The organism is Microcoleus sp. Z1_B2, assembly GCF_036700325.1.
In the GTDB taxonomy this organism is placed as follows: Bacteria; Cyanobacteriota; Cyanobacteriia; order Cyanobacteriales; family Microcoleaceae; genus Microcoleus.
In genome coordinates, this window is record NZ_JAUBOQ010000005.1 from 19255 (window position 1) to 33267 (window position 14013).

The following is a 14013-nucleotide window of genomic DNA, read 5'->3' on the forward strand; positions in this document are numbered from 1 at the left end:
CTATTACATAGCCTTAGTCTCCGGCATCAAACACTTATCGGAATCGCAGCCCGCCGGCCCCGAATCCATCATTTCACCTAAGTCATAACGACTTAGTGCCGCATGAAAAACATCTATTTGGCGACGCGCTAAAGTCTCTTCCACCATCTTGGTGTAAGTTTCCTTGCTTATCGGTTCAAAGGGCAGACGCGGGAAAGTTTCAAGAGCATCAAACCGAGCTAAAAGCGCTGCGGAAATGTAGCCTTCATCATCGCGAATCGCTTCATAAATCCGAGTCCCCAAACTTTCCACTTCATTTTCGCGCAGTTCAATCGTGGCAGAAGTGTTATGTCTGACATAGAACTTTTGCACTTGCATATAAAAGTCCATTTGTGCCGCCGCTGAGAATTTGTTAATGTCAATTTCATCAGCACCGGGCAAGTCAGCCCAACTTACCGCAACAGGTATTTCTACCAGCCATTCTGTACAGCGTTCATCGAAGGGATTGTTCAGCAAATTGCCGTTTTCATCTTTGTCAGATTGAGACGGAATCACGTTGTATCCGTAGTCGATGCAGGCGAGGGCTACGGGGTCGTTTTTGCCGAAAGTGATTCGGCGAATGAAACGCTGGGCTTTCGGCGGATGCCAGCCGGGAGAAGCACCTGTCAGCAGAGATTTAGTACCCGATGGTTGAACCGTTGTGCAGCGATTTGGGCGTTTTAAGGAATGGCGATCGCAATAATCCCATACTACCCGATTCACAATCTCGCGCCAACCACTCAAATACTCTTCTTCCCGCTGTTTAAAAGCGATTCCTTGCGGAGTTTGCGGGCGACCTTCCACCCACCAGCGCAGCCACTCAACGCCAAAAGCGTGAACGAAGAAATCGAACAATCCCGTGAAAGAGACGCCGACAATCGGGTCGAGTTCGCGGCTGTATTGATAGCGGGGTTCAAGAAATTTGTGATTGAGAAGTACCGCCACAGATAGAGCCGCAGCCTTGAAAGCTTCCTCCTGTTCTTTGAAGTTGTAAGGGTCAATTTGATTGAGGTGAACCTCCGCCAAATTACAGTGAAAGTTAGAACCGATAATTTCCATTTTTGTTATCCTAAAGGCTTTTTATCCTCTAGTTCTACTGCTTTATTTTTCGCAGTAGCTCCGCGTACCTTTTGCGCGTATTCCCTCAAATAATAGAGGAGTTCCTTTCTGCTACATGGTTTACCTGTAACAATCTGACATATTGTTCGGATATCCAGAATGTTATTTTCTTTTTGTATTGAGTCCTGTAAAGCTTGAAAAAGCTCTTTTAGGTTATTCAACTTTACAGATAAGAGTGTCTCATAATTATCCAAGGCAAAAGCATGAGCTAATGTTTGAATATCAGAATTAGTTGTTGAAGTTTTTCCATGCTGTGCCTGAACAGAGCAATTTTTGGAGCAAAAACGACGCTTCGATACTTTGTGTTGTATAACTTCAAAACTGTTCTGACAAAATTCGCAAGTAAGAATAAATCTAGGTACTAATGCACCTGTTTTCTTGCCCTTGCGTGACTCATGGTATGCTTTTCGCTTGGCACTATTGACAAACTTTTCCTTGAAACTAGGATCTGCAAATCTTGCCTTCGCCTTAGCTTTGATTTTGGCTTTGGTGGTTTCAGATTGAGTAACGCCATACATAGGGTTTCTCTTTCCGAAATTATCCATGCCTCTTACCTTAGCATGAGATTTCCATTCCTGTTTCAAATGCTCAAATACAAAAGGAGTATCCTTAATGAGTTGTCTTAGATCTTTTTCTTGAAAAATAGTAACTTTTACATTGTACTCAGACTCAAATCGCTGAATTTTTGGCAAGTCGCTTTGATAATTAAAAACGCCTTTAATTTCGACATACTCACCATTTTCTAGAAGGAAGTCTGGTTTGTACCGAACTTCATTCGAGAGTAGATAGGTTTTATCTTCGTATGTCCAGCCAATTTCCATGTAGTCCAGGTATTTCGCGTAAATGTACTCAAGACTTGACCTTAAACAATGCTCACCGTAGAAACCTGAGTAGCCATAAAAGGTGCTTGTCATACGCGCCCCCACACTCTTGGAGAGATTATATTCTAGATTGCTTTTTTCATTGTAATCTAGCTTCACTCTCTACGCTGTACGGTGTCAAAAGCTTTTTAGTTCTTCTGATTACCACGGGATTAGCATTTCAGCTTTCCCCGTATTTGCGAGGTTTTTAACGTGAGGCAAAATTACTTACCACACGGGTTTAAGCCCAAACGAACTGACCGGTGTTCTAATTCTTCCGCAGTCATGTCAGGATAGCGTTCCTGGAACCACTGTTTAGCTTTTCCTTCGTCGTAAGCTTTCAAAAACTCAAGTTTAAGACTCGGTGTTGAAAGTAAATCAACGTTAGCTCTAGCTACAGCTTCACCAGCCCATTGAATTGCACCTTCACCAGAATAATACTGTTGGCGAACGGCATCAATACACTCTTCCCGCGTCGGTTTATGATGAAAAACGCGAGAGTGATTTGCCATTCTCAAAGCATCTCGATCGGGGTCGATTTTCCAGTTGCCATTTTCATCTTGCTGCCACAAATTATTTTTAGCATTTGCGCCCAGTTCATCACTCGAATCAAATTGACGAATCCCCGCGCTGCGCCTAATGTTGCCGGCGACGATCGTGACCGCCGCTTCATCAATCAACACGCAGCATTCAACTGAATTTAACTGCCGCCCTAAAGCTTTATTCAAAATTGCCGCGCAGCGCTGATAAAGGTCGGGCAATTTCACCGGATTTGCTACTCCGCCAAAACCTTTTAAAGGTTCTCCCACCGGGCGAACGTCGCTCAAATCGATGAAAACTTGAACTTCTCCGGCAAATCTTTCATCTGTGGATAATTCCAGCAAACTTTGATAGGAGCTTACCCAACCTTGGCGAGAATCTCCGACATAAATAGTTGCGGTTTTTTCTGCTATTTTTACTTCTGTTTCTTGACGGCGCGACTGGGCGGGTGTGGAGCCGATTTCGCCTTGCATGGTTAGGGTTAAACGGTTGCGGATAGGTGGCAGTTGGTTGATATATTGTGGTTCCAATACTGCCCCAGTGCCGCAGCCCATCATTGCCAAATCCATTAACAAACCAAAGGAACGCCAGTCGAGAATATTTGTTGAGGAGCAATTATATGCGCCGGAAAAATTCTCTGGTTGCTCGATCCATTTGCTGCCACCTACCCACAGCCAGCGGCCTGAAGCGAGGGTTTTGAGCTCGTTTTGCATCCGGTGCAGGAGTTGTGTTTCTTCGGGGGTGAGGTTTCCCAGCTTTTGCAGCCCTTTGACTGTTCGATCGCACACTTCGGCCCAAGTCTCCCTTCCCGTCTCGGTACGGCGGCTGTAAGTCCTAAAAAATACGGGATTGGCGGCGGGTGCTGTTTCGGGGAAATCGGACAGGTTGCGTTTCTCGTTGGCACTCGATCGCTCTAATTCTCTAACCATAGGTTGTGTACTGACGTGTCGGAATAAATCAACAGACTACGAATATACAACAGGATTCAGATTTAGGGTAAAAGGTTAATATATTTGACAATTTGCACTAGATATGGGGCACAGAACTGTACAAACTCGATCGGGCGATCGGCTCAAAACTTGACAAAAAAACCCGATTTCTTCCAGAAACCGGGTGAAGCGCAAATCTTGTCAATTGTCAATTATTTGTCAATAAAAACTCAATATTCGGTAACAGCGGGTCTTGAACAACCCCCACGCCGTTAAAGCCCCAACGTTCGAGTAGCTTTTTTACCTGAGAACCGGAAATCGATTCTACTCCGAATCGATCGGCAACATCAGCAGCGTGGGCATTGAGATAGCTCAAAGCGTCATAGTCTTCGCGAAACATCAGCAGGTAACTCACTGCCGCATCTGGATTGGGATTCGCGGACAGATATTTGCCGTCACTGCGGGAACGTAGCAAGTAAAAAACTTGAGATAACATTTTATGTTGTGTCCGATCGATTAGTGTTGCTATGGGCGGGGGCGGGTTGATGAATTTGTTGGTTTTGAGGGAGAGAATACTGGTGAACCCGCCCCTACAAGATATGGCATTATATTATAATGGATCGACCCGACTTGATATTATTATCAAATTAACGATGAATTTATTTGATAGCGGATTGCGTGCGTGTGAGGTACATTCTCGATACCTTCCAACTTTCCTGAAGAAAAAAGGCTGTTCCATTCTCCCGAAACCCGCCAGGGAATGAATTCCCTGGCTAATAGCAAAAGTCGGTTAAAAACCGACTCAAATTCTAATTTTTAGTTGCTAATTTTTAGTCCTCTTTAGAGGACTTTCGCTATGAGACAGGGGTTTCAACCCCTGTCGGACTGTTGGACTGCGGGACTGTCGGACTGCACCATTTAAATCAAAGTTAGTGCTAAGCCTTTAATCCCTTGCCCGTCACCAATTTGACCGACAATCGAAGCTTGACCAGTCGTCAAATTGATATTGTATAGACTGGAAACTCCGCCAACATCGATCGCAGCCAAAGCCGTCTCGTTACCGTCAACACTCCTGATATCAAAGCCGAGAACAGTACCAGCATCAATTCCCAAAGATCCGATCGTATTCAACACCCCATTATTCGGCGGATCTTGCCGCACCAAAATGTCTAAATTGGTGTCAATTGCAAACAGTGTCGTCGAAGCTGCCCCTGCAAAGTTATTCACATACGCAGCAGCCGCCGCCGCGCCGGGATTGCCAAAATTGCGATCGCCCGCAGCATAAGCCAAATTCCCGTCGAGTTGAACTCCCCCCGTCAGCGTGTCAACATCGACAATTGCCCCCGTATCCGGGTTGAGGCGGGCGTTTTGACCGGCTTGATTGACAAAGCGAATTCGATCGACTGTCGGATTGAAATCAAAACCCGCAGCCCCCGGAGTTAGGGGAACAGCAAACTGCCCGCTACCGACGGCACTGGCTTGCCCAGTAACTGGATTAATCGCGTACAAGCGATTGCTAGAACCCACACCGTATAGCACACCGTTAGCGGGGCGAAAATCAATTCCCAGCAAACTTTCTCCGGGCTGCAACCCTGTAACTGACACGTCACTGAGAATCGCCCGCGGTGCCGCTTCGTTAAAACCGACAATTGTTTCAGCGCCATTTCTGACAGTTAAGGCGTAAGCTGTAGGCAAAGGCAAAGCCAAACCGTTAATCTGTCTTCCGTCGGCAATTTGACCGACAAAGGAAGCTTGACCGCTGCTTAAATTGATATTGTACAAGCCGGAAATGCCACCGACTTCCAGCGCCGCCACAGCCACCTCGCGGCCGCCAATACTCCTGATATCAAAGCCGAGAACGCTATTCGCATCAACTCCCAAAGATCCGATCGTATTCAACCCTCCATTATTCGGCGGATCTTGTCGCACCAAAACATCCAAATCGCTGTCAATTACAAACAGGGTTGTCGAAGTTCCCCCGGCAAAGTTATTCACATACGCAGCCCCTGCTGCCGCCGGATTTGACCCAAAATTGCGATCGCCCGCAACATAAGCCAAATTCCCGTCGAGTTGAATTCCCCCCGCCACCGTGTCAAAATCCACAAGTGCCCCGTTATCCGGGTTGAGGCGGGCGTTTTGATCGCCTTCATTGACAAAGCGAATTCGATCGACTGTCGGATTGAAATCAAAACCTGCAGCCCCCGGAGTTAAAGGAACAGCAAACTGCCCGTTACCGACTGGACTTGCTTCCCCAGTCATCGGATTGATAGTATACAAGCGATTGCTAGAACCCACACCGTAAAGCACACCATTAGCCGGCCGATAATCAATTCCCAGCAAACTTTCTCCCGCTGGCAATCCAGTTACGGGCAAATCTGTGAGGACACTTCCGGGATTGGAAAGACTAAAACCGACAATCCGATTAGCAGGAGTTAAAGCATAAGCCGTTGTCCGCGCTGGAGGCGGGGGATTGGGAACAACGCTGCTAATATTATTAGTGAAACTTGCCTGGTTAATCGCACTTTGTCTCACTCCTTGGAGAGTAGCGAGAAATTCTCCTGTTACCCGGTCTTGAATAACAGTATTGTTTCCAGCTTCCAAAATATTTAAGTCGCTAAAACTGAGACCTTCCCCCAAACCGATTAAATCTGTACCGGGTGTAAAATCGGCGATCAGGTCAGCAGTTGCCAAACTAACACCGCCACTGGTACGGAAAGGGTCAGCCTCAGCGTAGCGCCTCAAAACAAATAGGTCTGCCCCGTCTCCGCCTATCAGGATATCAGTATCTCGATCGCCCGACAAAACATCATTGCCGGAGTTGCCCGATATGGAATCGCTGCCTTTTCCGCCCACTAAAAAATCGTTACCTTCGCCGCCGTTAATAATGTCGTTATCTAAATCTCCAAAAAGCGAATCTTGACCAGAATTGCCATCAATTAAATCGCTTTGCTTACCTCCAAAAATACTGTCATTACCAGAGTTTCCGGCAATGGTGTCAGTGCCCATCAAACCAAAAATCAGGTCATCTTCTGGAGTTCCTGCTAGCAAGTCTGCTTGGGCGGTGCCTCTAATTTCTGCCATGCTCTAATCACCCTCTAAATTTGATACTTCTGTTGCCTAACGGCGGTGGTATTCTCAGTCAAAATATCACAAATTCGCACTTTTAGGATAGTTTTTATGATTTTCGGCTGTAGGGGGGGGCTTGCCATACAAGTATTACAGGCAGCTAAAATGATATATAAACCCGCCCCCGGATTCAAATAAACCCAGTCCTAAAGACAGATCGCTTAGCCGTATTTTATAGTTGGGTGTGTAGCTGGCGGGGGAGCGCGGCTCAACTCCAAACAGGCAAGCTGAAATTTTTAGCGGTGCGAACCTATGAAATTTTGTACTGCGTTCATTAGTAATATACGCTGACTCTATAATTTTGGATCTGTAAGCTGTGGAGCATTTAAACGACTAACGAACCAGGTAAGGTGCGCCATTCGCGAACACTTACGCTTACAAGGGAAACGCTTATGTACGCTGGGCACCCTACAATCGTCCTTTAAATGTCGAACAGCTTACAGTCAGATTTTTTTTTCAACTTTAATCTTAAAGCCTGCGAAGGTGAGCTTTGTATGTAGCGGCGACCGCTATCGCTTAATATAAAGTCGAGTATAAATGCGGAATTGGCATAATAAGGAATGAGAATTAAATAACTTCCACTCTTGAAAGTGGGATGGGCGTCCCGCCCGTCATGAGTGGACGGGCGGGACGCCCATCCCACAATAACAATTAAAATTGTAAGTTATTTAATTCGCGCTCCTAAGTTAGTTGAACAGTCGTCTGAAGACGACTTAAGGTTTCAGGCAGGGGTTTAAATCCCGGCCTGAATCGGAGTTTCAAGTTTCCCCTGCTTTTTCAAGCTTTCAGCAGTGCTTTAGAAGCTGATTCCCCTGCGAGTCTCAGTTGCGATCGCAATTTGAGATTCAACAACAGCAACACAGTCCACTGACTGAGTATCGAAATCAAAATCGTAGTTCCAGATCCTATGTCAGGCGAAAAAGACCAAAAAATCGGAAAGGTTGAAGATAGCCAGAAGACAGGATTTTTTTCTGGAGTGAGCAAGAGCATAGATAAAATCACAGGTGGTAACAAGATAGCACCGCTGATAGTACCTACGGCCCAAATTTCCTGATTGCGGGTTTTGAGAAATAGGAATAGTTGGGTGATGGTTGCGTAGATGAGGATCAGATTGATACCGAGAATTACATTCCAAAATATGCTTGTGTGAGACTTTTCAAACTCGCCCCGATCTATTAAAATTAGTCCGCTGAGTAAAATGAAGGATGAGCTGAGAAGATTAATCGCGATCGCAACTACAGCCGGACTTTTTTCGCTCCAAACCAAATCGAGTAGTGGGTAACGTCGCCACAACTTGTGACCGCTGGGAACAATTTGTTGCCGATACCTTGCCCAATCATACAAAGATTGTCTCTCAGATGTTAAAGATGCTATTACAATTAAGAACATCACCAAATTCAATGTTAGCAAAGGAAAAGTTTTACCGTAGGCTAGGGGGTCAGATTGGAGTGCAAAGCCTAAGATAATGGGCTGACAGCAGATAACAGCAAAATAACTTTGTCGCTTGCTCAAAACTGTAGTAGTGGGATTGGGAAAACGGCGCTGCCATCCCTGCCACATCCAATAGGTTCCGATACTACAAATTGACAGAGACAAAATAATGCCACTTACAATATTTTTACCGATGGGCAAGTAAAACCATTGTAACTGGTGTATGTCTGCACCTAATGAATTAAATTCATAGTTATCCATTCTTCCAACAATTAGATATCTTAGGATGCCAATGGCAGATACAAATGTTCCTAAATCCCCAGCAGTTACTGTTAACTTCATGGTAGAGATTACAAACACAAACAAAGCGATACCGCTAGCCAACCAAGGTTGAAATCCTCCCAACCAACTGGTTGTCAATCCAAATAGCATCGCAGTGCTGTAGAATAAACTACAACTGGCTGCAATCGCCATGTAGAAGCATAAAATTTCATTCAAAGGTATTTGAGCAGCTAATCCACTGTATAGATGTAGTGGTATCGCCAGAATTGCTGCTAGATACACTAAAATAGGGACACCGAGAATTTTGCCAATAAAAATGGTGTTGGCAGATTGGGGACTGAGGCGAATAAAGTTGAGCGTACCCAGGCGTTCCTCCTTGTCTAAGTCACTGACGAGCATATAAGTCCCTGCTACTAATAGGACTAACACGCTAAATATACTCAGCCAAATAAATATTTCTACCCACCACTTGGGCCAATCAATTACTATATTACCCAAGGCATCTGTGAGACATTGTGTTCCTTGTTTCGTGTTAGTGGTCGTCTTTAAAACACAAAATCTGTTATAAATCGGTTCAGTACGATCGACATTACGAAGGGCAACGGGTAACTGGGCGCTGTAATACATGAACAGCAGCAGTTGAGGCCCTAACGAGAAAGCAGATGCGATCGCCATATTGCCAATATTCAAGCGGCCTTTGATTTCTCGAAATAACTGGGGATTCCAGTTGCCGACTTTGTCCAGTAAGTTGAGTGTCATGGTTGATTAGTTATTGGTAATTGGTAATTCTCTCTCTTCTCTTCCTCTGTGTCCTCTGCGCTCTCTGCGGTTAAATAATTCCGGTCCAACCGTAAAGAATATAACTCAGTTATAACTCACTGTTGAATTATTTTCAATAACGGGAAAGATGCCCGTTCCACAAAGAATTAATTTGATTATGGAAACGACTAAATTAAGATGCTTGCTGGTGTCCCATCTTGAGGAAGATGGTTTCTAAGTCTTCTTGAGTGCAGTGGAATTCGGTTAGGGGAATGTTGGCGGCGACGAGTTCGCGTAATAAATTGGCTGCATCTTCCGGGCTTCCTGAAAAATCAACGCACACCTGTTGAGTTTCCGGGATTATTGCCCAATTTTCTATCCAAGGAAAGTTTTTTAACTCGGATATTAGCGCTTCTAATTTATTTCCTAAAACCGACATCAAAATTTGCTGGCGGCTGAGGCGTTTGTAAAGTTCTTGTAAAGGTGCGCTTTCGACCAGATATCCGAGTTCCATGATACCAACCCAGGTACAAAGTTCGGCTAAGTCGCTGAGGACGTGAGATGATATGACTACAGTCATGCCCACTTGTTGCAAAAGTTTGATAATTTCGCGGAACTGCATTCGGGCGATCGGATCTAAGCCAGAAACCGGTTCGTCTAACAACAACAATAGCGGTTCGTGGATAATAGTTCTCCCCAAACTCAGGCGCTGTTTCATTCCCCGCGAAAGGGTGGAAATTAAGCTGTTGCGCTTGTTGGTTAGTTGCACGAGTTCTAACACGGAGTTGATTCGCTCTCGGCGGCGCGGTTGCTGGAGGTTGTAGAGTCGGGCAAAATAGTCTAAATAATCCCAAACAGTCAAGTCGTCGTAGAGGGGAAAGTCATCGGGAAGAAAGCCGATGCGCTGTTTGAGAATCGGGTGCGATCGATCGCGCAATAACCTATCCCCGTTGATGTAAATTTCCCCTGTAGTCGGTTCCTGGGCCGCCGCCAACATCCGCAGCAAAGTAGTTTTCCCGGCACCGTTGGGGCCGATCAGTCCGCATACTTCGCCTGCTGCTACTTGCAAATCGATGTCATTGACGGCTATATGGCGATCGAATTGTTTCGTCAGCCCGCGAGTTTCTATTGCTAGTGGTTTTGCCATGTTTGGAGGGTGAATGAAATTTTATCTGTGCATTCCTGGGAATAATAGGAGTTATATCGAGTCCGATTGACTTGAGGGGATTATTCGTGGGGGAGGGCGGGTTTATTTAACCTGTCTGCAAACGTTTAAGCCTACTGGCGAACCCGCCCCTACAGCTAATGGAGAATGCTGCAATATCTCAGATAGATCCGATCCGTTATTACAAACGCCATGTCTTGTAGGGGCAGGTTCACCGACAATAATTGCCGAAAACCGACAATCTCATAAACCTGCCCCCTCGACGACAAATCGCTAATCTACCGCACAGGATATTACGCATCAACACCAAAGAAACCGGGTTTTTGTCGCTTTTGGGTGCTATAATACCAATTTAATGTGAAGTTGCACATATCTCGATCCCCCTAAATCCCCCTTAAGAAGGGGGACTTTGATCGGAATCTTGTCCCCCCCTTATTAAGGGGGGCTAGGGGGGATCGGATTCTATGCAACCTGATAAAAAATTGGTATAACACGTCTTCTCAGAAAAAACCCGGTTTCTGGCCACCCGTGCGTAAATCCCGATCGAAATAGATGTCTACAGCTAGCCTAGCTCGTTCTTCCAGGAATTGTCATCTCGTTTCTGAAATTAAAACAAGGACATTCTCGATCGCTGAAATCCTTGCTAATATCAAGTTTGCACGGAAAATTCCTCTGGATCGATATCCCAATTTACCCAGCGAATTGCCTCCCTCGCTGATGTCAGGTTAGGTGGAACTCTCAAAGCGTGAATGAATCCCGTACTCGGACAAGTCATTTTTAACAAACAAATCGGCTCGACATCGGCGTTATCTATTTGTAATAGTGCATATTCCTGCCAACTATCTATTTGTTTTGCTTGCAACTCTTGACAAATGCGATCGTAACCAATTCCTTCAATTAACACTCGCCGAAGTTCGGCATTCTCTTCTGTTAAAAGCCATTGCGATTGCCATTTATTTGGGTGGACTTTGCCGTATTCTTCAGGCAATCTGACGCCGTGATAATAGTAAAAATTCCATCCATCCGCAAACTCGATCGCAGGTTCTGCTTCCGCGTGCAAGCGGTTTTGACTGTCAAAGCGAAGGTGGCGGGGGCGATCGCACACCGCGCAAATCTTTTCAAAGGGAAATATCCAACCGCAATGCTCGAAAAGCAGCTTTTGGTAGTGATGTATTTCTTGTGCCTTTTGGGAAAGATTGACGCCTGAAGATATATACAATTCAGTTAAATAGATTTCTTTAAACAAAGTCGTGGAGGTTTGAGGGTAGTTAAGGTAGAACAAATCTTTGAAAAAAACATTCCATATCGTTCGTTCCGATCGCATATAGCTGTCAACCACTTTGTACATTGCCGAATTCAGTGTGCTGTCGGCTTCGGACTCGATCGTGATCCTATCGAGCTCATACTCCCACACCCACGAAATTGCAAATTCTTCCATAGGGGATATCCATATCTGGTTTAAATTTTCCCCCAATCTATTGCTGTATTCGTCTGAGCAGTTTTGTGAATGCTCGCGTTTGAGCCTTTTGAAGATTTGGGGACAAACGTCGCGGGGACTGCTGCAAATAATAACTTCGGGTTCTTCTAGGCCAATAGCGGCATAGACAACTTTGATGGCTTCTGTGGCTTTTTGACCATCAATTGGTCTAGTCGAGAGAGTAAGACGTTTCTGTGCGAGGAGGCCTAACACGCACAGATCGGCGGTAATTTGATTACCCTCGATATTCAGTTGTGTCAGATTGGTGAGCTTACGCAAGGCGCTGATATCGGTAATTCTATTCTCGTAGAGATTGAGTTCTGTCAGATTGGTGAGCTTACGCAAGGCGCTGATATCGGTAATTTCATTGTTGTTGAGATCCAGTGTTGTCAGATTGGTGAGCGAGCCTAGGAAGCTGATATCGGTAATTTGATTGTAGTTGAGATTGAGTTCTGTCAGATTGGTGAGCGAGCCGAGGAAGCTGAAATCGGTAATTTCATTCTTGTCGAGATCCAGTCTTGTCAGATTGGTGAGCGAGCCGAGGAAGCTGATATCGGTAATTTTATTGTAGCCCAGATGCAGTGTTGTCAGATTGGTGAGCGAGCCGAGGATGCTGATATCGGTAATTTGATTGTAGTTGAGATTGAGTGTTGTCAGATTGGTGAGCGAGCCGAGGGAGCTGATATCGGTAATTTTATTGAGGGTGAGATTCAGTGTTGTCAGATTGGTGAGCGAGCCGAGGGAGCTGATGTCGGTAATTCTATTGCCGCACAGATTCAGTTCTGTCATGCTTGAAAGTATCTGCTGGGCTGCTTCAGGGTCATCAGTGCCAGCCTTTTTTAACAACACTTTAACTGTGTGCCTTGCCCATTCTGAAAGACTGTCAATATGCCTGCACCAGTCGGCAAAGCTGCTAAAACTCATTGGCTCGTTTGGTTGTTTTTCTGACATAAAGCACTCCTAGATGGGGAATGGTATATGGGCATGGGGCATGGGAATATCGATCGCACTTTTAGGGTAGTTTATCGCGCAGTAAAAGCCAAGTGTTGAGTTTTTCATCTAAAACATATTTATCCGTATCAGAAAGTGCTGCAATAACTTTCAATCGATTTTTAAGTTTTCTTAACTCGCGAATTTCTGTAATAGGTAGCGTTTGCCAATTAGCTACCTTTTTTTCGACATCTTCCTGCGACTCTTTGATGTTATCCCAAAACCATTCTAAAATTAAGTTAACATCGAGAACAGGATGATCGGAAATTACTTCCTGTTTTTCTATCATCGCAGCCCGCAACATCATTGAGGAAATCGTAAAAGACTCGCCACTACCTGGTTTTTTCCGATCGGCATCACCGGCCTTGCGATCGTAAATTGCGATCGCGACTTCTGCCCATTTGCGATCGCACAAACCGGAACCATTTTGACCTTTTCGAGCCTTAGCCGAGGCAACATCCGCTAATAATAGCCAGTTAAACCCTTGTGGTTCGGTGGTTTGACCTGAAAATATGTTGTTCGCCCAAATCAGTACAGATTCGGCATTTTGTTCGAGAATGCGATCGAGGGATATTGTCGTAGGAGATTGAGTCATCATTTATCTACTCTACATATTCGATATCAGCATTATTTGGATCGACTCCGCCAAATAAACCGGGTTTTTATCTAATTTGCGAGCTGAAACGAAGTATTCAAGGGAAAAACCCGGTTGCTGACTATCCCTGCGTAAGTTCCTATCTCCTTTTGCGGTCGATCGCGATCGAACACTATCAGGCAAGCCACTTGAGAAAAAAATGGGTTTTTCACCTACTCAACACTTTGAATTAGTTTCATGTTATTTCTCAGCCATTCATTGACCAAAGCTTGAACCTCAATCTTTTTATGATCGGCAATTTTAGTCACAAAGTCCTCGACATCGGGTTCGAGATAAATGGGATAATGAAACGTAGCATCAGGATGGTAAAACTTGCCTTGCTCTGATGAAGAAAACTCATACTCTGATTTCATAATTTCCTCTCTTGATAAGGTTGGGTTTCAGTGGAATTAGCTTTGCGGGCTGAAATAATCCGAATTACACAGGAGGTGCGATCGGTTTGTTCAAAGGTATGGACAACAACCCTTAAAATTCCTGTTTCATCTAAACCTATGGTAATCCATCTATCTTCATCTTGACTGTGTTCTTCATCATAGATTGTTAATTGAGAACGATCGCGGAAAACAGTTGATGCCAAACGAAAATTTAATTGATGTTTGCGAATATTTTGCTTTTCTTTGGCTGGATTCCAATCAAAATTATAATCCAAAGCAATTTATCAG

The 14013-nt window shown here is 44.9% G+C and carries 10 protein-coding genes and 2 pseudogenes; all 12 read right to left on the bottom strand.

Translation table 11 applies throughout. The annotated features are described in order from the left end of the window. Nucleotides 1-3: 3 nt before the first annotated feature. Entirely contained in the window at nt 4-1077 is a 1074-nt protein-coding gene (gene nrdJ, locus QT984_RS03965) for a ribonucleoside-triphosphate reductase, adenosylcobalamin-dependent (protein WP_333231792.1), read from the bottom strand. Between the two features lie 5 nt (nt 1078-1082). Next, on the bottom strand, nt 1083-2117 hold the full coding sequence (locus tag QT984_RS03970) for an NUMOD3 domain-containing DNA-binding protein (RefSeq protein WP_333053676.1): 1035 nt from the start codon (nt 2115-2117) through the stop codon (nt 1083-1085). A gap of 104 nt (nt 2118-2221) precedes the next feature. Further along, the gene (gene nrdJ, locus QT984_RS03975) at nt 2222-3466 is read right to left on the bottom strand and encodes a ribonucleoside-triphosphate reductase, adenosylcobalamin-dependent (protein ID WP_333338486.1); all 1245 of its coding nucleotides are present in this window, start codon (nt 3464-3466) and stop codon (nt 2222-2224) included. A gap of 208 nt (nt 3467-3674) precedes the next feature. Further along, on the bottom strand, nt 3675-3962 hold the full coding sequence (locus tag QT984_RS03980; RefSeq protein WP_333053679.1) for a hypothetical protein: 288 nt from the start codon (nt 3960-3962) through the stop codon (nt 3675-3677). Nucleotides 3963-4384: 422 nt separating this feature from the next. After that, nucleotides 4385-6547, bottom strand: a complete 2163-nt coding sequence (locus QT984_RS03985) for a DUF4394 domain-containing protein (protein WP_333053680.1) — start codon at nt 6545-6547, stop codon at nt 4385-4387. 822 nt (nt 6548-7369) lie between these two features. Then, a complete protein-coding gene (locus QT984_RS03990; protein WP_333053681.1) occupies nt 7370-9064 on the bottom strand; it encodes a hypothetical protein in 1695 nt (564 codons plus the stop codon). 193 nt (nt 9065-9257) lie between these two features. Beyond that, nucleotides 9258-10211, bottom strand: a complete 954-nt coding sequence (locus tag QT984_RS03995; protein ID WP_333053682.1) for an ABC transporter ATP-binding protein — start codon at nt 10209-10211, stop codon at nt 9258-9260. A 667-nt stretch (nt 10212-10878) separates the two neighbouring features. After that, a pseudogene (locus QT984_RS29735) lies at nt 10879-11382 on the bottom strand (DUF6745 domain-containing protein); the annotation flags it as partial. A gap of 561 nt (nt 11383-11943) precedes the next feature. Beyond that, nucleotides 11944-12657: pseudogene (locus QT984_RS29740) on the bottom strand (leucine-rich repeat domain-containing protein); the annotation flags it as partial. A gap of 61 nt (nt 12658-12718) precedes the next feature. Next, nucleotides 12719-13294, bottom strand: a complete 576-nt coding sequence (locus QT984_RS04005; protein ID WP_333271980.1) for a hypothetical protein — start codon at nt 13292-13294, stop codon at nt 12719-12721. Between the two features lie 209 nt (nt 13295-13503). Beyond that, the gene (locus QT984_RS04010; protein ID WP_333208170.1) at nt 13504-13704 is read right to left on the bottom strand and encodes a hypothetical protein; all 201 of its coding nucleotides are present in this window, start codon (nt 13702-13704) and stop codon (nt 13504-13506) included. Beyond that, nucleotides 13701-14000, bottom strand: coding sequence for a BrnT family toxin (locus QT984_RS04015; RefSeq protein WP_333208171.1), 300 nt, complete (start codon nt 13998-14000; stop codon nt 13701-13703). Before QT984_RS04015 ends, QT984_RS04010 begins: the two co-directional genes overlap by 4 nt. Nucleotides 14001-14013: the final 13 nt, after the last annotated feature.